General features: G+C 68.6%; 17 protein-coding genes. 14 read left to right on the forward strand and 3 right to left on the reverse strand.

What is annotated here, in order from left to right; genetic code table 11:
- Positions 1–2: 2 nt before the first annotated feature.
- Positions 3–1,634, reverse strand: coding sequence for a condensation domain-containing protein (locus ACQPZK_RS20535; RefSeq protein WP_433534561.1), 1,632 nt, complete (start codon positions 1,632–1,634; stop codon positions 3–5).
- A gap of 35 nt (positions 1,635–1,669) precedes the next feature.
- On the opposite strand from ACQPZK_RS20535, the gene ACQPZK_RS20540 reads away from it, so the two are divergent.
- Positions 1,670–3,145: an FAD-dependent oxidoreductase gene (locus ACQPZK_RS20540; protein ID WP_433534562.1), complete on the forward strand. Its 1,476-nt coding sequence runs from the start codon at positions 1,670–1,672 to the stop codon at positions 3,143–3,145.
- A 14-nt stretch (positions 3,146–3,159) separates the two neighbouring features.
- Here ACQPZK_RS20540 and ACQPZK_RS20545 read toward each other — a convergent pair whose 3' ends face one another.
- A complete protein-coding gene (locus tag ACQPZK_RS20545; protein ID WP_433534563.1) occupies positions 3,160–4,716 on the reverse strand; it encodes an acyl-CoA ligase (AMP-forming), exosortase A system-associated in 1,557 nt (518 codons plus the stop codon).
- A 252-nt stretch (positions 4,717–4,968) separates the two neighbouring features.
- On the opposite strand from ACQPZK_RS20545, the gene ACQPZK_RS20550 reads away from it, so the two are divergent.
- From ACQPZK_RS20550 to ACQPZK_RS20610, 13 genes are read left to right on the forward strand one after another with little or no spacing between them, the layout of a single operon-like run.
- Positions 4,969–6,021 (forward strand): LLM class flavin-dependent oxidoreductase, encoded by a 1,053-nt coding sequence (locus ACQPZK_RS20550; protein WP_433534564.1) that lies wholly within the window; start codon positions 4,969–4,971, stop codon positions 6,019–6,021.
- An 11-nt stretch (positions 6,022–6,032) separates the two neighbouring features.
- A complete protein-coding gene (locus ACQPZK_RS20555; RefSeq protein ID WP_433534565.1) occupies positions 6,033–7,766 on the forward strand; it encodes a thiamine pyrophosphate-binding protein in 1,734 nt (577 codons plus the stop codon).
- Positions 7,767–7,804: 38 nt separating this feature from the next.
- On the forward strand, positions 7,805–8,662 hold the full coding sequence (locus ACQPZK_RS20560) for a phytanoyl-CoA dioxygenase family protein (RefSeq protein ID WP_433534566.1): 858 nt from the start codon (positions 7,805–7,807) through the stop codon (positions 8,660–8,662).
- A 52-nt stretch (positions 8,663–8,714) separates the two neighbouring features.
- Positions 8,715–12,047, forward strand: coding sequence for a non-ribosomal peptide synthetase (locus ACQPZK_RS20565; protein WP_433534567.1), 3,333 nt, complete (start codon positions 8,715–8,717; stop codon positions 12,045–12,047).
- Entirely contained in the window at positions 12,044–13,570 is a 1,527-nt protein-coding gene (locus ACQPZK_RS20570; RefSeq protein ID WP_433534568.1) for a condensation domain-containing protein, read from the forward strand. Before ACQPZK_RS20565 ends, ACQPZK_RS20570 begins: the two co-directional genes overlap by 4 nt.
- The gene (locus tag ACQPZK_RS20575; RefSeq protein WP_433534569.1) at positions 13,567–14,433 is read left to right on the forward strand and encodes a phytanoyl-CoA dioxygenase family protein; all 867 of its coding nucleotides are present in this window, start codon (positions 13,567–13,569) and stop codon (positions 14,431–14,433) included. Before ACQPZK_RS20570 ends, ACQPZK_RS20575 begins: the two co-directional genes overlap by 4 nt.
- On the forward strand, positions 14,433–14,663 hold the full coding sequence (locus tag ACQPZK_RS20580; RefSeq protein ID WP_433534570.1) for an acyl carrier protein: 231 nt from the start codon (positions 14,433–14,435) through the stop codon (positions 14,661–14,663). Before ACQPZK_RS20575 ends, ACQPZK_RS20580 begins: the two co-directional genes overlap by 1 nt.
- Positions 14,651–18,274 (forward strand): ABC transporter ATP-binding protein, encoded by a 3,624-nt coding sequence (locus ACQPZK_RS20585; RefSeq protein WP_433534571.1) that lies wholly within the window; start codon positions 14,651–14,653, stop codon positions 18,272–18,274. Before ACQPZK_RS20580 ends, ACQPZK_RS20585 begins: the two co-directional genes overlap by 13 nt.
- Positions 18,253–18,795 (forward strand): 2'-5' RNA ligase family protein, encoded by a 543-nt coding sequence (locus tag ACQPZK_RS20590; protein WP_433534572.1) that lies wholly within the window; start codon positions 18,253–18,255, stop codon positions 18,793–18,795. Before ACQPZK_RS20585 ends, ACQPZK_RS20590 begins: the two co-directional genes overlap by 22 nt.
- Entirely contained in the window at positions 18,792–19,046 is a 255-nt protein-coding gene (locus tag ACQPZK_RS20595; protein ID WP_433534573.1) for an acyl carrier protein, read from the forward strand. Before ACQPZK_RS20590 ends, ACQPZK_RS20595 begins: the two co-directional genes overlap by 4 nt.
- On the forward strand, positions 19,043–19,975 hold the full coding sequence (locus ACQPZK_RS20600; RefSeq protein WP_433534574.1) for a transglutaminase domain-containing protein: 933 nt from the start codon (positions 19,043–19,045) through the stop codon (positions 19,973–19,975). Before ACQPZK_RS20595 ends, ACQPZK_RS20600 begins: the two co-directional genes overlap by 4 nt.
- The gene (locus tag ACQPZK_RS20605) at positions 19,968–21,218 is read left to right on the forward strand and encodes a type III PLP-dependent enzyme (protein ID WP_433534575.1); all 1,251 of its coding nucleotides are present in this window, start codon (positions 19,968–19,970) and stop codon (positions 21,216–21,218) included. Before ACQPZK_RS20600 ends, ACQPZK_RS20605 begins: the two co-directional genes overlap by 8 nt.
- Positions 21,215–22,678 carry an AMP-binding protein gene (locus ACQPZK_RS20610; protein WP_433534576.1) on the forward strand — a complete coding sequence of 488 codons (1,464 nt, stop codon included), beginning with the start codon at positions 21,215–21,217 and terminating at the stop codon, positions 22,676–22,678. The genes ACQPZK_RS20605 and ACQPZK_RS20610 overlap by 4 nt, the downstream gene beginning before the upstream one ends.
- Here the strand turns inward: ACQPZK_RS20610 and ACQPZK_RS20615 are convergent.
- Complete coding sequence (locus ACQPZK_RS20615) at positions 22,668–23,408, reverse strand: hypothetical protein (RefSeq protein ID WP_433534577.1); 741 nt, start codon at positions 23,406–23,408, stop codon at positions 22,668–22,670. The two genes, ACQPZK_RS20610 and ACQPZK_RS20615, sit on opposite strands and share 11 nt — an antisense overlap.
- Positions 23,409–23,447: the final 39 nt, after the last annotated feature.

The following is a 23,447-nucleotide window of genomic DNA, read 5'->3' on the forward strand; positions in this document are numbered from 1 at the left end:
GCTTAGCTAGGGCGTCGGGAAAGCAGGGCGACCATTTCGGCAACGGTGGGCGCCGCGAAGATCTCCCGTACGTCGATCTCCACGCCGAGCGTCTTCGTGAGCTTCTCGGCCAGGCTGAGCGCGGTCAGGGAGTGGCCGCCAAGAGCGAAGAAGTTGTCGTCCGGACCGATTCCTGCCAGTCCCAACACCTCACCGAAGAGACGACCGACGACCTGTTGAATCTCCTCCACCGAGCCTGCTGCTCGCACCGCGGAGTGCCCCGGGGCCTCGACTGTTGTCGCTGCGACCGGAGGTGCCTGCGGGAGCGTTGGTGCCTCGACTCTGCTCGTCGGCTGCTCGACGTACCGGGTCGCGAGGTCGACGTAGTCGGCGGCCATGAGCTCGATGCGGTCGCGGTCGAACAGGGTGTCGTCGTAAACCCAGACCAGGGTGACCGTCGTCGGGCTCTCCAGCACATGGAGCTCAAGGTCGAAGCGTGCGCGGATCCCGGGTATCTCTAGCGCTTCCACCCTTAGACCGGTCAGCGACAGCGGCCGGTCAGACACCGCTTGCAGCGCGAACATCACCTGGAACAGTGGCGTGACGTCCACCCGCCGGGACGGCGAGACCGCCTCGACGACCTGGTCGATCGGAGCGTCGCGGTGCCGCTGAGCGTCGAGCACCGTGCGGCGGACCCGCGCCACGAGATCGCAGAGCGCCTCGCCTGTCTGTACACCGACCCGGACAACCAGGGTGTTGACCAGGAAACCGACCAGTTTTTCGAACTCGACTCGAGGGCGGTCGGCAACCGGGGTGCCGATCGCGATGTCCTCTTGACCACTGTGCCGGGTCAGGAGCGCGGCGAAGAGCGCGAGCAGCGCCATGTAGAGCGTCGTGCCGTCAGCGGCGCCGAGCTCTTTCAGCCGTACGGTGACTGCGCTGGGGAGCGGAATGCGGACGACCCCGCCCGGCGCCGCGACCCGGGCGGTCCGCGGCCGGGCGGTGGGAAGGGTGAGGACATCGGGCAGACCCGCGAGCTGCTTGACCCAGTAACCGACCGAGTCGGCGTGTCCAGCCGTCTGGTAGCGCACATAGTCCGAATAGCGCGCTGCAGGCGCCGGTAGCGGATCGGGCAGCCCAGCGTGGAAGGCGGCGTACAACCTCGACATCTCGTCCCGCAGGATGGCCTGTGACCAGCCGTCAGAGGCGATGTGATGGACCGTGAGCACGAGGACGTGCTCCTCCGGCGAGAGCCGCAGCAGGCGACAGCGCAGCATCGCACCGGCGCTCAGGTCGAACGGCTGATGCCATTCGCCGAGCAGCGCGTTGGACACCCGCTGCTCGCGTAGAGCCGGCACGAGCCCACTGATGTCTTCGACGCGGATCGGCAGGTGCGTGTGCGGCATCGTCTCCTGCACCGGGTGGCCGTCGACCACGCGGTACCGGGTCCGCAGCATCTCGTGCCGGCGCACCAGCGCGTTGACCGCTTGTTCCAGCGCCAGCTCGTTGAGCTTCCCGAACAGCCGGTACGCCTCCGGAATATGATACTCGGCGCTGCCGCGGTGCAGGCGATCCAGGAACCACAGGCTTTGTTGCCCGGCTGACAGCGGAGCGGTGTTCGACGGTGCCTCGTCGGATCGGGACGCGCGTGTCATGCACGAACCCCTCTCGGTGGGACTAGAAACGACACATGACGGTGAATGGATCGGTGGCGATCGTCGGGGCGGGCATCGTCGGTGCCGTAGCCGCTCGCTGCCTCGCCGAGGCCGGCGTCGACGTGGTGCTCGTCGAGGCCGGTGGTGCGTTGGCCGAACAGCCCGGCACACACCTGCGGAACCTGCCGTTGTGCCGCACTGACCGCAGCTTCCACTTCGACCTGGTTCGATCGTGCCTGCGGCCGGCGTCGGTGCGCCGCGCCGAGGGGTTCGCTCCGCGTCCTTCGGCACCACCGATGCCTGCCGGCTACGGCATCAATCCCGCGCAGCCGCGGCGGGGCAACATGCTCGGCGCCCGGCTCACCACCGTGCACGGCGGCATGGGTGTGCTGTGGAACTGCGTATCCCCACGGCTGCACCCATCGATCGAGCAGTGGGCCGGAATCCCGGCCGATTCCTGGGAGCGGCTGTACGAACGAGCCGAGCGGCTGCTCAGTGTCGGGTTCGAGTCGACGGCCGGCTCGGCTCGGCAGGAGTATCTGATCCGCCGGTTGGCGGAGGTGTCGACGCCTCGTCCAGCGCCGTTGGCGGCCCGGCTCAAGCCCGATCAGCCAGGCGCCGTGCGGTGGACCGGGCCGGCGGAGACGCTGGCCGACATCGCCTCCATGACAGCCCGAGCCCGGATCCGTATCCTGGCCAACCATTCGGTGACCGGCTTGGAGTTCACCTCCGGCCGCGTCACCGCGGCGCGGGTCGTCGACCTCGATGCCCGCAGCACCGGCGTGGTGCGGGCCGACTCGTTCGTGATAGCTGCCGGTGCCGTGCGGACGCCGGCTCTGCTGTGGGCCTCGGGGATCGGGCGCGGGGACGCGTCGCCCCTGGGGCGATATCTGGCCGAGCACCCGCTCGCCTATGCCCAGGTGGTGCTCGATCCCGAGTCGCTCGGAGATGACCGAGACGCCGCGGGCCCCGACCCCTGCGTCGTCATTCCGGTGAGCGCCGATCGGCCATTTCACTCGCTGCTCGTCTGCGACGGCTACGACGCGCAGGCGTTGGAGGGACGACTCGACGAGCGATTGATTCTTTCGCTCTATTGGTACGCGGCCATGGAGTCCCGCTTCGAGAACAGGATTGCCTTCGGCGCGGGTGGGACCGATGCGCTGGGCTTGCCACAGCCGACGTTCGAATACGTTCTGAGCGAGGGTGACGGTGACCGGCTCCGGGCGGCGCTGGCGGAGTTGCGTGATGTCGGCGCGCTGCTGGGCCCGTTCCTGCCGGGTCGGCCGCCGCAGCTCCTCAGCCCCGGCAGCTCCATGCACCTGCTGGGCACCACTCGAATGGGGCTGCCCGGCGACGCGCAGAGCGTCGTCGACGACCACGGCCAGGTCTGGGGATTCGACAACCTCTACCTGGCTGGCACCGGGTTGCTGCGTACCGCGGGCGCGACCAATCCGACTCTGGCGGCTTGCGCGCTCGCCGTGAGGACAGCTGAGCGGATCGTCGGCGGATGAGCCGGAGCGGTACCTCATTCTCGACCCCCGATGATCGTGCGACGAAGGGCGGCGCGGTCGTACTTGCCATTCGGAGAGCGCGGCAGCTCGGAGACCGCCACGGTGGTCCCTGGGATCTGATAGCTGGGAAGCAGCTCGCCGAGCGCCTCGGTGAGCCGCTCGGTGTCACACGGTGACGTCACGACGAGGACGATCCGCTGACCGAGCTTCTCGTCCTCGACGCCGAACGCGACGGCCTCGGTAGCCAGGCCCGTGTCGAGCGCCGCCGATTCAACCTCGGTCGGACTTACCCGGTACCCCGAGGTTTTGATCATCTCATCGGTCCGGCCCACGAGGTAGAGGAAGCCGTCCTCGTCGCGGTAGGCCGTATCACCCGACCAGACCGCCACGTCGCCCGTTAGACCGGGGCTGCGCGGCGGCACCGGACGGAAACGCCGCGCGGTCGATTCCGGACTGTTCCAGTAGCCTAAGGCGACGGTGGCGCCGCGGTGCACCAACTCACCGTGCTCACCCGGCTCGCATTCGGTTCCGTCCGGCCGCAGAATGCGTACCTCAGCGTTCGGGATGGCCTTACCGATCGACCCCGGTCGCCGGTCCACCTCGGCGGGCTCCAGGTAGGTCGAGCGGAACGCCTCGGTCAGCCCGTACATGAGAAATGGCTTGGCGCGCGGGAACTGTCGGCGCAGAGCGTCCAATGTGGGCCTCGGCATCGCGCCACCGGTACTGGCGAAGTAGCGCAGGTTCGCAACGGCTTCGGTCGGCCACGCAACGGCAGTCAGCTCACGCCACATCGGCGGCACGCAGGTCAGGCCCGTGACCCGGTGCCGGCCGCACAGCTGAGCCACCTGACCGGGACGCAAGTAGGTGGCGAGGACCAGGTGGGCGCCCACGGCGAAGGTCGTGGTGATCTGGCTGAAGCCGGCATCGAAGCTGAGCGGTAGAGCCGACAGGATGACGTCGTCGGCGCGATGTGCCAGGTACCCTGCGACGCTCTCGGCGCCGGCGATCAAGTTCCGGTGGGAGACGACGACGCCCTTGGGGGATCCGGTGCTGCCGGAGGTATAGAAGATCGCCCCGGGATCCGTCTCGATCGTTGCGGAGTCGGCCCTCGCCGTTGCGGTGTCGTCGCCGCCGGGTAGCGCATCGGCCGTGATGCTGTCGAGCATCACTATCTGCTCGACGCGGTCTCCGCATGCCACCAGTGCGATCGACAGGCGCTCGGCGACGGTGATGAGCACCCGGGGCGTGCAGTCAGCGACCACGTGGGCCAACTGGCGCTCCTTGAACTGCGGATTAACCGGCACCATCACGCCGCCGGTCGCAGCGACGGCAAGCATCGCGACGACCGTCTCGATCCGCTTCTCGGCGTAGATCAGCACGCGATCGCCCCGGCAGACTCCTCGGCGACGGAGTCCGTCGGCGACCCGGGCGACCCGCCGCCGCAAGGCCGCATAGGTGATGGTCTCCAAGCGGTAGGTAAGCGCGGGATGATCATCGGCGCCTCGGTTGGCTAGGTGGTCCACGCGAAGACTCGGACACACTCGCAACTTGCCACAATGGCCAATGTGCACGTCCGCACGCCCATCGTCGATGTCACTGAATCGGAATGATCATTGACTACCCCACCGCGGAGTGCACCCTGATGATCTGCAATGTGCCTGGCTGAAGGAGAGGTGATCTAGCCGTATCGTACGTCTAGACATAGTCGATTGCCAACCCCTCTTGACGGCCTTAAGGGTGCCTGCTAGCCTCGGATAAGCGACACGTATTACGTATGACCAATCTTCCCGGAATGTTCTTCCAACGGGTGAGGGGCTCATTCTATGCACGTGGGATTCGAAGCGGCTTTCCAGAATCTGACAGGAATGCCCGATGACGTTTTCCTGCGTAAAGAGATATCGGTCTGCGTAGACGCCGAGTCCTATGGATTCGATTCGTTGTGGGTTACCGAGCACCATTTCAGCGACTACGGGCTGATCGGCAACCCATTGCAACTGCTGTCTTATGTCGCCGGCCGTACCGGCACCATCAAGCTTGGCACCGCCGTGCTCGTGCTGCCGTGGCACGACCCGCTGCGCCTGGCCGAACAGATCCTGCTCGCCGACCACCTCAGCGACGGGCGGCTCGTCGTCGGCGTTGGCCGCGGCCTCTCCCGCGAGGAGTTCGAGGGCCTACGCGTGCCGATCCAGGAGTCTCGCGTCCGCTTCGAGGAGTGCGCCGCGCTCTTGCTTGCAGCGCTCGAGACCGGGGTCATCGAAGGTGGCGAAATGACGCGACAACCCCGCCGTGAGCTGCGGCCTCGCCCGTCTCGCTCGTTCTCGGGAAGGATCTTCAGCGCCTCAGTCTCGCCCGAGTCTGCCCCACTCATGGCCCGGCTCGGCCTCGGGTCGATGCACATCATGGTCAAACCGCTAGAGCTGATCGCTCAGGACGTTGATCGGCACCGGCAGACCTGGAGCCAGGTCAACGGCGGATCGGCGCCACGGCCGCTGCTGTCGGCCAACGTCGTCGTGGACCCCAGCCGCGACAGAGCCCTCGAACTCGCCAAGAAATACCATCGGGCCAGTCACCGCCTCGCGGTCCGCCATTACGGGATGGGTGACCCCGCGTTCGGCGGGACGAAGAGCTATGAATTTTACCGAGCCATGCGGGACTCATCCGAGCCGGATCTGGACCTGCCACCCGCCTCCGTCATTTACGGCACGCCCGACGACGTGCTGCGGCGTTTCGAGGAATTGCACAAGGCGCTGGACTTACAGGGAGTCCTCACCATTTTTCACGGCATGCCCGAGGAGGACGGACTTCAAAATATTCGGCTCTTCGTTGACAACTGCCTGCCCGAGCTGAAGAGCTGGCCGACCGAGAACACATTTTAGGTGGACCAGTCATGATAGACACCTCCGTACCCGGCGACGCGAAGAAGACCGTCAGCGAGTACGTCGCCCAGTGGCTGTCGGTAAACGGAATTTCCCGGGTCTTCACACTACCCGGTGGAATGATCGCACCGATGTTGGACGCGATCCACCGTCGTGCCGGCATCGAGCTGATCACCATGCACCACGAGCAGGCGGTTGCCTTCGCGGCCGACGGGGTGGGCCGCTTCGCTGGCGCGCCCGGCGTCGCGTTCGCCACCGCCGGTCCCGGCGCCACGAACATGCTGACCGCCATCGCCAGCGCCTACCTGGACTCGGTCCCCGCCATCTTCGTCACCGGACAGGTGCAGAGCTACCTCCTGAAGGGCGACCGGCCGATCCGGCAGTACGGCTTCCAGGAGTGTGACGTTGTGGCCATGGCCGCACCGGTCACCAAGGCGGCCTGGCGGGCCGGCTCCGGTGACGAGGTCCCGGAGCTGCTCGACCGGGCGATGCGGCTGGCCGTCGACGGCCGTCCCGGACCGGTTCTCGTCGAACTACCGTCCGACGTGCAGACCATGAGCGTCCCGCCGCAGGCCGCGCCGCGACGCGTCACCGCCACCGCGCCGTCGGCCGTCGACCCGGGCACGATCGCCGAGGTACTGCACGAGCTGACCTCGGCGTCGCGCCCCCTGGTGCTGGTCGGGGGCGGTGTACAAGCTGCGGGGGCCGCCGAGCCCGCGCGACGCCTGCTGCGACGCCTCGGGGTACCGGTGGCAGCGTCGGTAACCGCGCTGGACGTCCTTCCCTCCGAAGATCCGCTGCGCCTCGGCATGATCGGCATGTACGGGAACCGCTGGGTCAACCTGGCCGTCTCGGAGGCCGACTTCGTGCTGGTCCTCGGCTCCCGTCTCGACTTCGGCACCTTGGGCGCCGACGTCGCGGCCTGGGGCCGGGGCCGCCAGGTCATCCAGGTCGACTGCGACCCCGGGGAGATGCGGCGGGTACGGAAGGCTCGGACGATCGTCGCCGAGCTGCGTAGTTTTTTCGACGCGGCGCTGACGGCGTCCGACGGACAGGTTTTCCCGAACCACGACGAGTGGCGCACGCACATCGACCGGACCCGGGCGCAGCGGCCGGACACCGAGGAACTCACCGGCCACGCCGGGATCAACCCGAACGTGCTGATGCGACAGCTCTCGGCGGCCTCGCATCCGGCGGCGGCGTTCGTGATCGACGCCGGCCAGCATCTCTGGTGGGCCTGCCAGTCGCTCCAGCCCGCGCAGGGGCAGCGGCTGCTCCCCGCCCTGGGGCTCGGGCCGTGTGGATGGGCGTTCCCGGCGGCCATCGGCGTGGCCTGTCACGCACGTCGGCCGGTGGTGGTCGTGGCCGGTGACGGCGCCTTCCAGTTCAACATCCAGGAGTTGCAGACCGTCGCCCGCGGCCAACTGCCGATCAAACTGGTCATCGTCGACAACGGGGCGCACGGGTCGGTACGGCAACTGCAGGAAGAGGCGTTCGAGGGGCGCTACCCGACGACGGTGGAGGGCTACGACGCACCCGACTTCGCGCGCGTGTCCGAGGCGTACGGCATTGCCAGCCGGTCGGTCTCCCGGCCGGAGGAGGTGCCCGACGCACTTGCCTGGCTGTGGCGTGACGAGAGCGCGCCGGCGCTGCTGCACGTTCGGATACCGACGGAACTCAACGTGTATCCCAACGTGCCGTTCGGCGCTGCCTTGACGGTCATGCGGTCACAGCCGGGCCGGTGAGTCGCGTCGTGACCACATCCGAGCCGAAAGGTCAGATCATGCTGGATGCCCGCACCAACCTGCCGACGGCGCAGGACGTGGCGTTCTACCAGGAACACGGCTGGTGGGTCTCACCGAAGATCATCCCGGACGATGTGCTCGAGACCGCCGCGCTCGGCGCCGAGCGGCACTACGCGGGCGAGCGCGACCATCCCATGCTGATCAACGGCGGCTACCTCGACTGGCAGGCCGAGCACGGCAACACGATACGTCTCAACGATTACGTGTCGTTGCAGAACGACGACATCCGCCAACTGCTCGAGCTGCCCATCGTCGCCCAGACGGCGGCTCTGCTGTCCGGATCCCGCACCATCCGGCTCTTTCACGACCAGCTCATCTGCAAGCCGCCGGGGCTGGACATGGTCGATTCCGTTGTCGGGTGGCACGTCGACGCGGCGTACTGGAAGACCTGTTCGTCGCGCAACATGCTGACCGCCTGGATCCCGTTCCAGGACTGCGACGGCGAGACCGGAGCGCTGTCGTTCCTGGACGGCAGCCACCGGCGGACCGACACCGAATGGATGCGGACGTTCAACGAGCACGACATGGCGACGTTGGAGCACTCCATCGGCGGCGTCACGCCGGCCAAACGGGTACAGCTGCGCCTGCGACGCGGCCAGGTGAGCTTCCACCACTGCCGCACGATCCACGGTAGCGAACCCAACCGCAGCGCCGACCGGGACCGCCTCGCCCTGGCGTTGCACTTCCAGGACGACAGCAACCGGTACGTCACCCACTTCGAGGAGTCCGGGCGGCGCACCGTGCACATCAATGACCTGCTGTGCAGACAGGACGCCGACGGCAATCCCGACTACTCGGATCCGGCCATCTGCCCAGTGCTCTGGTCAGGGCCGTAGGACCGCCAAGCCATCCACTCCTGACCAGTCTCGATCCAAGGGGAATGTCTCAGTGACGCAGACCGAAGGTATCGCCGTCCGGCAGGATCTGGCCTACTGGGCCGACCGGCTCCGCAGCGCCGTACGCGATGCCGGACCGCCGCTGTTCCGCCGCCGCTCGAAGATCTACCGCCGCCGAAGCCAGCGCATGGAACTGCCGATGGACGTGGGTGTCACCGACACCACCGACCCCGAGCGGGCGCGGATCACCTGGCTGGCGACCGTGGCCGCCGTGCTATGCCGCTACAGCGGGTCCACCGAACCGCAGACGATCGTGATCGGCTGCGTCGTCGACGGCATCGCGCTGCCCGTGGCGGTGACCGTGGATCCGGACGATTCGTTCGACACCATCCTGGCCAATGCTTCCTCGGCGCTGGCCGAGGCGTCCGCGCACGCCCACTTCGTGGACAGCCTGCTCGGTGAACTCGGCCTCGGTGATGTCACCAACCGCAACCCGCTGTTCGCTGTGCTGCTGAACACCGACCCGCAGGTCGAGGCGTTGCCAGATACGCGGCACGACGTCTCCGTGACGGTCACGGGTACGGGCCTGTTCCTGGAGTACAACGCCGTCGTGCAGGACACCGACACGGTCACCCGGTTCGGCCGGCACCTACTGCGGTTCCTGGCGGCGGCGTCCCGGACCGCCGACGCGACGCGCGACGTCGACTACCTCGACGACAGCGAGCGCCAGCAGATCATTGATGTCTGGAGCGGCGGACCGGTCTCGACCATTGACCTGCGCACGCTGACCGACCTGGTGGCCGAGGCGGTACGGCAGCACGCCGACGCCGAGGCGGTCGTGTCCGACGATGGCACCTTCACCTATCGGGAGCTCGACGCGCGCGCCAACCGTCTGGCACGGCACCTGGTCGAGCGCGGCGTGCGTCCGGGATCCCGCGTCGGGCTCTGCCTTGCCGCCTCGGCGAACCTGCTGATCGCAGTCCTGGCCATCCTGAGGGCCGGCGCGGCTGTGGTGCCGGTGGTGGCCACGTTCCCCGCGCGGCGCAACCAGATGGTGATCGAAGACGCGGGCATGGAACTGATGGTCACCCAGTCCCCTCTCGCCGGCCTGTTCCCCGCGCCCGGCCCTGATTTGATCGAGCTCGACCGGGCGGCGGCCGAGGTCGACCGGCAGCCGGACGCCGCGCCAGAGATAGAAATCGCCGCCGACGACCTCGCCTACGTCATGTACACGTCGGGATCAACGGGACGACCCAAGGGCGTGGCGATGACCCACCGGACCCTTGTCAACCTGGTGACGTGGCAGCGCGACCGGGGTGAGGACCCGGCCGGCCGGCGCACCATGCAGCGCACGTCGATCGGCTTCGACGTCAGCTTCCAGGAGATCTTCTCCACGCTCGGCTTCGGCGGCAGCCTCGTGGTGACCCCGGACGATGTCCGCGACGATGTCTCACAGTTGCCCCGCTTCATCGAGCATCACCGGATCGCCCGGGTGTTCCTGCCCCCGGTGAGCCTGGATCAACTGGCGGTCACCGCGAACACGGCCCAACTCGGCCTGCCGATGCTGCGGGAGGTCGTCGTCGCGGGTGAACAGTTGCAGATCTCCATGCCCGTGCGGCGGCTCTTTCATCGGCTCGACTGTCAACTGGACAACCAGTACGGCCCAACCGAGACTCACGTGGCGACCGCGTACCGACTGACGGAGGCGAGCACGCGGTGGCCGGAGACACCACCGATCGGCCGGCCGATCGGCAACGTCCGGGTCTACCTGCTGGATCCATGGGGAGCGCCGGTACCGGCCGGTGTACCAGGTGAGATCTACATCGGTGGCGTCGCGCCGGCTCGCGGATACCTCGACCCAGCCGCCACCGCGGAACGCTTCAGCGAGGACCCGTTCCTTCCCGGTGGCCGCGTCTACCGCACCGGCGACCGGGGCCGCTTCCTGGCCGACGGCACGATCGAATTCCTCGGGCGCCTGGATGACCAGGTCAAGATCCGCGGCTACCGGATCGAACTCGGCGAGATCGAGGCGAACCTGCTGCACCTACCCGGCATCCGGCGGGCCGCCGCCACCGTGCACCACGTGGAGGGGCTTGGCCGCCAGCTCGTGGTCCACGTCATCACCGAGACGGACGGCGAGCCCGCGGCTTCCCGTATCCGCCAGCTACTGCTGGAACGCATCCCGGACCACATGGTCCCTGCGACCGCGGCGATCGTGCACACCACGTCGCTGCCGTTGACCCCGACCGGCAAGGTCGACCGCAAAGCCCTGCCGCCGCCGGCCGAGGCGGCGCTGACCTCGGGCAGCGTATCCGCGGTCGGCGAGACCGAGGAGGTGATCGCGGAGATCTGGTCGGCGGCCCTACGCCGTCCGGTCGGTCGCCACGACAACTTCGTCGACCTGGGTGGACACTCCCTCATCGGGATTCAGGTCGTGGCTCAGGTCAACGAGCGGTTCTCGGTGGCGCTTCCGCTGCGCAACCTGCTGCGCGGCACGACCGTGGCGACGGTCGCGAAGGAGGTGGACGCTCAGCGGGCCGCGCGGGGCGGCGGGACGAAGGTCGCCGGGCCGGCTGTCACGGAGCAGCCCGTCACCGTCCCACAGATGCGGCCCCTGAGCATGCCCGACGACCGCAGTGTCGTTTGTCTGCAGCCCGCAGAGACCCGTTACCTCTACCGCGACGTGTTCGAGCACCGTACGTACGACCGGGGTGGCATCCGCTACCCCGATCACGGCGTGATCTTCGACGTCGGCGCCCACATCGGACTCTTCACGCTCTACGCCCTCGACCGGGCGCCCAATGCCCGGGTGTACGCGTTCGAGCCGTGTCCGCCGCTGTTCGAGGCGCTGCGCATGAACACCGAGAAACTGTCCAACGTGCAGATCCTGCCGTACGGGCTGGGCGCCGAGGCGGACCGCAAGGAACTGACCTTTTATCCCAACCTGACCGGCATGTCATCGTTCCACCCTGACGACGCACAGGAGCGCCGACTGCTCTCCGGCATCCTGGCGAACCTGTCACGCCTCGGCGAGGAGGCCAGTGGTCTGCTGGCGGGCTCTGGCGAGTATCTCGACGAGCGCATGCTCGCGACCACGTTCATCGTGCCCAGACGGACGCTCAGCCAGGCGCTCGCGGAGACCGGGGCGGACTACATCGATCTGCTCAAGATCGACGTGCAGAAGGCAGAGCTCGAGGTGCTCGACGGTATCGCCGAGGCAGACTGGGAGCGCATCGGCCAGATCGTGGTCGAGGCGCACGACCTGGACGACCGGGTCGCCACCATCGCCGCGCTCCTGACCCGGCGGGGCTACCGGGTCACCACCGAGCAGGACCCGTTGCACGCCGGCACCCCGGTGCACTTCGTCTACGCGGTCCGGCCGTGACGCAGTACGCGGCCACCGATGTCCGGACCGACGGGTCCGGGCAGCTCACCGCCTCGCAGCGGGAGATCTGGGCGTTGGCCCGCCGTACGCGGGAGCACGCGGCGCTGAGTTTGAGCTACGCGCTGCTCATCACCGGTCCGCTGGACGTACCCGCGCTGACCGGGGCATTTGACGACGTCCTCCTGGTGCACGAGCCGCTACGGACCCTCTACCCGGCCGTGGCCGGGGAGCCGGCGGCGGTGGTGTTGGAACCGGCAGCGGTCGCCGCTGCTCTCGATCTTGTTCCGAGGACCGTGCCCGGTCTGGCCGACGCCGGCCGGATCGCCGACGAGCAGCGAAGTCGCCGCTTCGATCTGTCCACCGAGGTCCCGATCCGAGCGGCGCTGCTGCTGATCAGCCCCGGCGCCGACAGCGACGCGCCGACGGCGGAGCCGCACCACGTTCTGCTGCTGACGTTGCACCACATCGCCGCCGACGGCTGGTCGTTGCACACGCTTGGTCTGGCGTTGAGCAAGAGCTACGCGGCCCGGCGCGACGGCCGGCCCGCTGCGCTGGAGCCAGCGCTCATCGACTGCGGCGAGCATGCGCGCGACCAACAGGACTGGTTGGCGAGTGCCGCCGGCGCTCAGGAGGTGGACTGGTGGCGGGCCCGCTTGCGGGCCGCCAGCCCGCGCTGCGGTCTGCCCTCCTCGGCGGCGGCGGACGGCACCGGCACGCGGCTGCGCCGGCAGGTCGTCGCGCTGCCGGACGACCTCGTGAACCACATCCGCGAGGTGGCCCGCCACGCCGTGGCGTCACCGTTCGTCCTGCTGCTCGCCGCTTTCAAGGCGCTGCTGCTGAGCTGGACCGGCGTGACCGAGCCGATCGTCGGCACGCTGGCCGCGAACCGGCCGACCGCACCCAGCGCAACGGTGCTGGGTGCTCACTACAACCCACTCTTAACGAGCACCGACCTGCGTGGTGACCCGTCACTGGCCGAATGCCTGCTGCGCACCTCCGCGACCATGCTGGCTGTACTCGATCATCAGCGACTGCCGTTTCCGGCGTTGCTCAACCGGCTCGGCACGGAACTGAACTGGGCCGACGCAGCTCCGCCCGAGGCGATGTTCCTCATGGACCGCTATCCGATGGACGCGCTGCGTCTCGCCGGGTGCGACGTCATCGGCCTGTACCTCGACGACGAGACCACCGGCGTGCCAGCTGCCACGCCCGCCCGGCTGACGTTCTTTACCCGGGAGGTGAACGGCGCGCTGACGTTGTCTGCCCTCTATCCCCCGGACGCGCTCAGCGACGGTGCCGTCGCCCAGGCCCTGCAGGTCTACCAGGAGATCCTGATCGATCTCTGCGAGAGTCCGCAAACGCCGGTGAGCACGTACGCCGCCCTGTTCGGCGAGCCGCTCCCGGATGCCGTCCGGCCGGCACCCGGAGAGCTCACCCTCCGGCCGGTGACCGAGTTGGCGCCGGTCGAGGTGCTCAGTCCGGTGGGGGCATGGTCCCAGTGGTACGAGAGGAGGTCGCCTTGAGGCTCGCCGACGCCCAGGCCGCGCTGCTGCCCAACGAGGAAGACGTTCAGTTCTACCAGGAGCACGGGTGGTGGATCTCGCCACCGCTGCTCACCGCAGAGGAAATCGACGACGCCCGATTCGGCGTCGAGCGGTACTACAGCGGCGAGCGGGATGCGCACCTGCTCGTCGAGCTGGGCACCGACTGGAACGAGAGCCGCGGCAATACACTGCGGCAGAACGACTACGTCTCCCTTCAGGTCGAGGAGCTACGCCGGCTGGTCCACCATCCGCTGATCGCGGCGACCGCGGCCACCCTTGCCCGCACCCCCACCGTCCGCCTCTTCCACGACCAGCTGATCTATAAACCACCACAGTTGGCGGCGGAGCAGAGCAACGTCGGTTGGCACACCGACATCGCGTACTGGAAGACCTGCTCCTCCCGCGAGCTGATCACCGCCTGGATCGCGTTTCAGGACATCGACGAGGACCTGGCGCCGATGCAGGTGCTCGACGGCAGCCACCGTTGGGCCGGCAACGACCAGTTGGAGTACTTCCACGAGACAGACCACCGGGAGATCGAGAAGCGGATAAGCCGGCCCGGGGGCAGCTTCGAGCCGGTCTCCCTATTGATGCGACGCGGCCAGGTCAGCTTCCACCATTGCCGCACGATCCACGGCAGCCGGCGCAACGTCGCAGATCGTCCGCGGATCGCGCTCGCCGTACACATGCAGGACCACACGAACCGATACGTGCCGAACACGGACGAGAAGGGGAACCGGCTCTCGCACGTCAACGACGTGTTGTGCCGCCTCGACGAGGCCGGCAATCCGGACTACTCCGATCCCGAGATCTGCCCGGTGCTCTGGGATGGGGAGCAGTGATGAGCGAACGTAGCACTGCCGAGGTGCGGAGCATGATCGGCGGAATGTGGCAGGAACTGCTCGATGTGGACGACGTGGGGCCGCAGACCCGACTGCTCGAAGCCGGCGGCAACTCGCTGATCGCCACCATGCTCGCCAACCGGATCGAGCTGACGTGGGGGTTTCGGCCCTCCATGGAAATGCTGCTGACCTGCACGTTCGATGAGTTGTGCAAAGTGTGCTCGGCCTGATGCCGGAACCGAACCCTCGATCCTGGCGTCGCCGGCTCGCGGCGTACTGCCTGCATCACCGGCGTCTGCTGCTCGCGCTGCTGGTCGGCGTAGTTGTCGCCCAGGTGTGCTCTGCGGCAACCCCGTTGGTCGTGCGGGCGGCAGTGGACGACCTGATCGCCGGGGTTCGCAGCCCAGGCGTGTGGTGGTGGGCCGGGCTGCTCGTGGGACTCGCCGTCCTGGGGTACGCGATCAACCTCCTGAGCAGCTACTACGCCGGTCGGCTCGCCCTGGACGTGACGCACGAACTGCGTACGAGCGCGTTCGACGCGCTCGCCGCCCTGGACGGCCCAGGTCAGGACCGTCTGAGCACCGGTCAGCTCGTCAGCCGTACGGTCGCCGACCTGGCCCTGGTGCAGGGGGCCATCGCGGCGCTACCAGTCCTCGTAGGCAATGGGCTGCTGTTCCTCATGATCTTCGCCGCGATGGCGGTCCTGTCGCCCTGGCTGGCGCTGTTCGCAGCGGCTATGGTGCCGGCGTTGTGGTGGATGGCGCATCGGGCGCCGGGCCGCCTGTTCCCGGTGACCTCTGCGGCGCAGCAGCACACCGCCGAGGTCACCAGCCAGGTCGAAGCCGCGGTGTCGGGCGCCGTCGTGGTCAAGGGCTTCGCCCAGGAGGCGCGCGAACTGGCGCAGCTCGAGGAGCAGAGTCGAGCCCTGTACGCCGCGAACCTGACGACCGCCCGGCTACAGAGCCGGTACTCGGCGGCGCTGCAGGCGGTACCCCTTGTCTGGCAGGGGGCGCTGCTACTCCTCGGCGGCGGGCTGGCGATGTCGGGCCGGCTGAGCATCGGCACCCTGCTCGCGTTCTGCGTCTACCTGAACCAGGTGATCAGCCCGCTCCGCGGCCTGACCCCACTGCTCACCGTGACGCAACAGGCCAGAGCCGCCACCGAGCGGGTGCTGGCCGTCATCGACGCGACGCCCGAGGCCGATGAACCCAGCAAACCAGTTGCCCTGCCACCCGGGCCGCTGAGTGTGGAACTCCGTGACGCGTGGTTGGCCTACGGGGACGACCCGCCCGCGCTCAAGGGGCTGACGCTACGAATCGAGGCTGGCGAGACCGTCGCCGTGGTCGGCACGGCCGGCGCCGGCAAGTCCACCCTGCTGGGACTGCTCGGCCGGTTCTACCGGCCAGACGCAGGCACGGTGCTGGTAGGCGGCGTCGATCTCACCCAGGTTCGGCCGGCAGAGCTGCGGGCCCGCCTCGGCCTGGTATTCGAGGACGACTTCCTCTTCGACGACACGGTTCGCGCGAATATCGCGTTCGGAAGGCCTGCCGCGGGGATGCGGCAGATCGAGGCTGCGACACACGCGGCAGCCGCTGGCTTCGTGACCCAACTGCCGAAGGGTTACGACACCCCGGTCGGCGAGCGCGGCGGGCGCCTTTCCGGCGGACAGCGCCAACGGGTCGCGATCGCCCGGGCGATCCTCCCCGGACCGTCTCTGCTGATCCTCGACGATGCCACGTCCGCGCTGGACCCGGAGACCGAGCGCCGCGTCCATACCAATCTCCGCAAAGCAGCGCGCACCACCATTTTCATCACCCGCCGACGTTCGATACTGGAGGCGGCGGACCGGGTGGTGGTCATGGAGGACGGTCGCGTCATAGACGCCGGGCCGCTCGCCGAGGTCGAGCGCCGCTGCGCGGCCTTCCGATCGATCTTCGCCTCCGCCGACAGGCGGCTGGCCGTCCCACAGGATCCCTGCGACAGCGCGCAGTCCGAACCCGACACCACAAATCTCAAGGCCGAGCCCGTCGACGCGTCACTCCCCCACGATCCGCCCTCGCTGCGCCTGGCGGAACTGCTCAATTCCGTACGCCTGCTGCTGGCCGCAGCGTTTGTCCTGACCCTCCTCGACATCGGCGCCCGCACGGCGATCCCCGCACTGCTTCGCGAAGGCGTGGATCGGGGCATCCGGGCAGGCTCCCATCCCGTGCTGCTCGTTATCGCGCTGCTGGTGCTGGTGGTTGCCGGCGTGAGCTGGCTGGCGGCGATGGGTGGTGCGACGGCATCAGCGCGCGCCGGTGAGGAGGTGCTCATGCGACTGCGCGTCCGCGCGTTCAGCCAGTTGCAGCGGCTCGGGCTCGACTACTACGACAGTCAGCCGACCGGGCAGCTGCTGACCCGGATGACCACCGATGTCGACGCGTTGGGCGACTTCCTGCGTTCCGGTGTGCCAGTCGCGTTGGTCAGTACGGCGATGCTGGTGACGGTCTTGGCCGCGCTACTGACCATGGATGTGGGGCTGACGCTCGTGCTGGTCCTCGCGCTGCTGGTCGCCGCCCTCGCGACGTGGCTGTTCCGAGCGGTCGCGATGCCTGCCTATGCTGCGGCCCGGCGTCTGGTGGGAGCGCTGAACACCACGTTGCACGAGGTGATCACGGGTCTGCGCGTGGCGCAGATCTACGGTCGGGTCGGAGATCTCCGCGATCGGTTCGTCACGGCGTCACGCGGCTACCGGGACTCCCGGTTGCGGGCCCACCTCCTGATCAGCGTCTACCTCCAGTTCATCAGCCTGCTCGGCGATCTCACCCGGGCGGCTGTGCTGCTCGTCGGGGCAGCCCGGCTGGCGAGCGGCGACCTGAGCGCAGGTGTGCTGTTCGCCTTCTTCCTCTACATCGGTCTCGTCTTCTCACCCGTGCAGGACCTCTCCCAGGTGCTCGACCGCTATCGGCAGGCGGCGGTCGGCTTCACGCAACTACGCACGCTGATGCGAGCGCCGGTGCATCCTGCGAGGGCATCGAATCCGCTTCCGGCTCGGCGACCGGCCACCGAGATTCGGCTGTGCGGAGTCAGCTTCACCTATCCCGGTGCCGTGCGACCCGCACTGGCCGACGTGGAACTCACCGTGCGGGCAGACGAGACCGTGGCGCTGGTCGGCCGCAGCGGGTCCGGGAAGTCGACCCTCATCAAACTGCTGGCCCGCTTCTACGACCCCACCGTGGGCAAGGTCCTCGTCGACGGCGTCGACCTGCGGCAGGTCGACCTGACCGGACATCGGCGGCGGCTCGGCATCGTCGCGCAGGATCCGTACCTGACGGCCGGAGCCGTGCGTGACGCCATCGCGTACGGACGCCCGAGGGCATCCGACGCAGAGGTCGAGGCGGCCGCCCGGAGGGTGGGCGCCCATGCCATGATCGCCGGTCTCGCCGGCGGCTACTCGCACCCCACCGGCCAGCGGGGACAGGGGCTGTCAGCCGGGCAGCGTCAGTTGCTCGCTCTGGCCCGCGCCGAGCTGGTACGGCCAGATGTGCTGCTGCTTGACGAGGCGACGGCCGCGCTCGACCCCGCTGCGGAGGCTGCCGTGCTCGACGCCATGGCACGCCTTGGCCGGAGCCGTATCACGGTGGTGATCGCGCACCGGTTGGCCACCGCAGCTCGCGCCGACCGAATCGTCGTCCTGGACGCCGGCCGGGTCGTCGAGACCGGCCGGCACGACGACCTGCTCGCGGCCGACGGACACTACGCACGCCTGTGGGCGGCCCAGGCGGCCACAGGCTTCTTCGCCGACACCGACATGACCGATACCGACATCCTGGAGCCCGCATGGCCCACTCAGCGATCGTGATACCCGTGCCGGCGCTGGAGCCGCTCGTCCGCCCCCGGATGCAGCGTGCGCTGCCCGGATTCGTCTTCGCCGACCCGAACTCCGTTCACGCGCACGTCACGGTGCTCGGCCCGTTCGTCTCGGCCGAACAGGTTGGCGCCGAGCTGCTGGACCGGCTGCGCGGCATCTTTGCCCGGACGAGGCCGTTCGCGTTCACCGTTGCCGGCACCCGACACACGTTCGAGGACGGCACCGTCTATCTGAAACCAGAACCCGCAGAGCCGTTCTGTGCTCTCACCGACACGCTGTGGCGGGCGTACCCCGGCTATCCACCGTATGGCAGCCCGAGCACGGCGCCGCTGCCACACGTGACTCTCGCCTACGGGTGGGCGCCCAGTGTGGGCGACGTGGACGAGGCGGAGCCCGCCTTTCCTATCCGGTGTACGGCAGCGATGGCCTGCCTCAACTGGTACGAGCCCGGCAGGTCCACGACGATGGCGAGCTTCGTCCTGGGCGGGGCTGAAGGGGCGGCAGTCGCATGACCGACGACATCCTGGACCCCGGTTTCGAGCAGATCCTCCGGCGAACCGTGCCACTGCTCGGCGACGGGCAGCTCACCCCGGAGACCGACCTGCTGGCGGCGGGCCTGGACTCGCTGGCAGCCGTCCAGCTACTCGCAGAGATCGAGGAGACGTACGACGTAATCATCCCCGACGAGGACCTGCTCGGCGACATCTTCGCGACACCCCGCGACCTGTGGAACGTGGTCCGGCGGCACCAGGATGCTGCGTGACCACGGCCGAGACCATTCCCATCGAGGTCGCCCCGAGCGACGAGGCACTGGCGGTCGTCGTCGAGCGCGCCCAGCGGATCCCCGATCGGTACCGCGCCTTCACCGAGTCCCGGGAGAGCGCCCGTCGGATCCATCGAATGCCCGACGTGCTACTCGCCCGACTCCTCGCCCTCGGCTTCCCGCACGGCACCGACGGGGCGGAACCAACTTTCTACACAAATGACCTGCGCAATGCCTGCGAGGAGCTTCGGCTGCCCTCGCCGCACCGCAGCGCCATACAGCTGATGGGCGCGGCGCTCGAAGCCGGCGCGGCGGAGACGGTAGTGCAGCGCACGATCGATCTGCACAGCCGATGCCCCGCACCTGCACACGACGGAGCCTGCGGCTTCAACCTGTCCCGCTCGATAAGCAGCAACATCCAGGTCACGATGCTCACGCCGATGAACACCGGCCACTACCGCCTGACGGTGGCGCTGCCTGGCGGCCGGACCAGCCACTTCACCGGCGCGCACCGCGAGCTGCTGGCAGAGCTGGACGACGTGAACTTCGCGCGGCTGCCGCACGCGCTCGCCGACGACCCGGCCTTCCTCCGTGACGCGAAGCTTGCCGACTGCCAGTCCGGCGCCCGGTTCCTTGTAGACAAGGCTGCCTGCTACGGAATATCGGCCCGGATGGCGTTCGGGGTACTACTGACCCAGCCCTTCTCCACCACCCACGCCTGGGCAGAACTCAAGGTCGACGGCGAGTGGCTGGTGTCGGATCCGCTCTCACTGGCCGTCCTGGCCCGGTGGGGTGTCCTGGACACCGCCGTCTGGCCACCGTACCGCTCGCCGCACGGCAGCCACTGGAAGCTGGGCGACCGCGTCAAGGCGCTGGTACGGCACGGCGCCCGGCCGGCTCCCACCTCGATGATCACCCGCCATGGCTGAGCAGACCAGGCAGTCGCTCGTCGCCACCTACGGCAGCCCCCTGTACGTCTACGACTTGGAGCGGGTAGACCGGGCTCACGCCGATCTGCGAGCGGTACTGCCCTCGCCATCGACGCTGCTCTACTCGATGAAGGCCAATCCGCATCCCGCCATCGCGAGGCGGTTGCGGCAGGCCGGTTGCCGGTTGGAAGTCAGTTCGGCAGGAGAACTCGCGGCCGCTCTCCTGGCGGGCGCCGGCGGACAGGAGCTGCTCTACACCGGTCCCGCCAAGCCGCTCGCCGAGCTGGAACACGCGGTCGCCGCTGGGGTTCGTGCCTTCTCAGTTGAATCGTTGACGGAGCTGGAGCGTCTCGGGCAGGCGGCGGCACGGCAGCGCGCCGATCTGACGGCGTTGCTGCGCGTGAATGGGCAGGGCGCCACCGGCGGTTCGGGCCTGCGGATGACCGGTATCGCCTCGCAGTTCGGTATCGACGCCGAGACCCTGGCCGCGCACTGGTCACCCGAACGGATGCCCGAACGGGTGCACGTGGCTGGGCTGCACCTGTTCCCGGTCACCAACGCCCGCAGCGAGGAGCAGCTGCTCGCCGAGTTGCGCGCCGCGATCGACACAGCGGCCGAACTCGCCAGGACCTGCCGGCTCGAACCCGCCGTGATCGACCTCGGCGGCGGATTCGGCGCACCGTACGCGGCAGCCGGGTCCCGGCCCCGCTACCCCCGGCTGCGCGCCGAGGCGGAGCAGCAGCTCGACGCCAGCTTCCCGGGTTGGCGTGCGAGCCGTCCGGAGGTGATGTTCGAATCCGGCAGGTATCTGGTCGCCGAGTCCGGCACCCTGCTGACCACGGTTATCGACGTCAAACGTTCGCGAGGGAAGACGTACGCGGTGTTGGACGCCGGAATCAACGTCCTCGGCGGGATGACGGGGCTGGGGCGGCTCCTGCCGATGCGGGCTATCCCGACGGAGTCTGCCGAGACTGCGGACGACGTGGCACGCGTGGACCTGGCTGGACCGAGCTGCACTCCGCTCGACGTGCTCGGTCGCGACGTTCCCCTACCGGACGCCCGTCCCGGCGCGATCCTCGCGATTCCCAATGTCGGCGCGTATGGACTCTCCGCCAGCCTGAACGGATTCCTCAGCCGCCCGCTGCCCGCGGAGGTGCTGCTCTCCGGCGGCCGGGTGGTCGCAGCCAGCCGCTCGGAGATGCGCCGTGTCCACGCGACCTTCGGCGAAGGAGCGCCTCGATGACCGCTGCCACGTTGGTGGAACTCGTCGCGCGCGCGGTCCGCGACAATCCGGAACGGACGGCGCTCGACTTCGCTACGACGATCGTGACCTATCGCGAGCTGTGGAAGCGTTCCAGCGCCATCCGACGCGGCATCGTGTCCGGGGAACCGATCGGATTGGTGGCGGCCAAGTCGCCGTTCACCTACGCCGCCTACCTGGCGGCGCTCCGGGCCGGGGCCCAGGTCGTGCCGCTGGACCCGCGACACCCACCGGAGCGAGCCCGCCAGTTGCTCCGGTCGGTCGGCGTTCGCCGCGTCCTCGCCGAGAGGGCCGATACATACTACCTCGGCGGTATCGGCACAGTACCGGTCGACCTGCCCGACTCGATGTCCGAGGCGGACGCTGGCGGTCCGGCGCCGGACACCGTCGCCCTGGTCCTCTTCACCTCCGGCTCGACCGGCACACCCAAGGGTGTTCCCCTAACCCACGGCAACGTGCTGGCCTTCCTTCAGCACGACATCGGCCGGTACGAGGTGACCCCCGACAGCCGTCTGTCCCACACTGTGGATCTCACCTGGGACGTGTCCCTACTGGACATCTTCGCCGCCTGGGGAACGGGAGCGGCCCTGATCGTGCCGGTCGGGTCGGAACTCGTCGCCCCGGTGCGCTACGTCCGAGAACGTCGCCTCACCCACTGGTGCTCGGTGCCTGCCGCGGTGACCGTGGCCCGCCGCCGCGGGACGCTGACCCCCGGCGCGATGCCCGGCCTGCGGCAGTCCACATTTCTCGGTGATCAGTTGACCTGGCAGCACGTCGACGCCTGGCAGTCGGCGGCGCCGAACAGTTCGATCGACAATTCCTACGGCCCCACCGAGGTAACCGTCGGCTGCACGTCCTACCGGGTACCGACCGATCCGGCCGATCGGCCGGCGACCAGCAACGGCACCGTGCCCATCGGGAGGGTCTACTGCCACCTCGAGGGGCTCGTCCTGGGCGCGGACGGGCAACAGGCCGACGAGGGCGAGTTCTGTGTTCGCGGGCCGCAGCGCTTCGGGGGTTACCTGAACCCGGCGCACAACGTCGGGCGTTTCCTCGGGCCTTCGGCAAAAACCCTGACCGCGGAGCAGTGGTTTCGCACGGGCGACCGGGTCCGGTGGGAGCACGGTGAACTCGTTCACCTTGGCCGCCTCGACCGGCAGGTACAGCTCGGTGGGCGGCGGGTCGAACCGGGCGAGATCGAGGCGGTGCTGCGCCGGCAGGCGGCAGTCGAGGACGCGGTCGTCGTCGTGGAGCGCGATGAGCGTACGCTCTGTGCCGTTTACACCGGCGTCCCTGACGCCGCCTCTGCCCTGCGCCGCGCGCTGGGCGAACTGCTTCCGCCGTACATGGTGCCGGCCCGGTTCGTACGACTGTCGAGCATGCCGCTCAACGCCAACGGCAAGATCGACCGCCAACGCCTGGCAGCGGAGGTCAGCCGGTGACGAGGTCGACCAGACGCGGCCCCAGCGCCGCTGCGAGGCGGGCATCGTGGTGGCGCAATTCGGCCACGAAGGCGTGGGTGGCGGACCTCAGGGCCCGAGACAACTCGGGGTTGTCCAGGCTGCGGACCAGCGCCTCGCGCAGCGGTGAGCTCGCCTCAGCCGGAAGTCGGTCGGCTCCCTTGAGAAAGTCGCCCGGATGACCGAGTCGCTCAGACATCAGAGTCAGTGTGTTGTCGCGCAACGCGCTGATCCAGTATTCAGCCTGCCAGGCTGCCGAGCGGTGGATGCAGACGTACGCGTGCAGCACGTGATGCCAGCAGCGGCCGGCGAGGTGATCGGTATCGGTGACCGCCGGCTTGCGGTCCACGCTCTGACCGAAGAGCACCTCGAACGCGCCGTTGCCCACCGGCCCGAACGCGCTCACCGGAGTGAAACCGAGGTCGACCTCGAGAAGGTCGCCGAGCAGGAACGCGCGGTAGGTGGCCGGCCCGGCCACCAGGTCGAAGTGGTGAACCGCGCCGAGCTCGCGGTAGAGATAGCTGGTCCAGTCGACCAGGACGTCCATGGTCGCCCCGCCGCTCACCCCGAAGAACAGGTCGATGTCGGACCAGGCGTCCTCGGTCTTGTGCGCCGCCGAGCCGGTCAGGGCAGCGGCAGTGATCCTGGAATCCCTTTGTGCGCGTTCGATGAGCTGACGGCGGACATCCGCCCGGCTGTCCAACGTGAACATGGGCGGATCGTATCAGCGACACGGAGGTGCAGAACGGGA

Origin of the sequence: Micromonospora sp. CA-249363 (assembly GCF_050950185.1) — a bacterium.
Lineage (GTDB): Bacteria > Actinomycetota > Actinomycetes > Mycobacteriales > Micromonosporaceae > Micromonospora.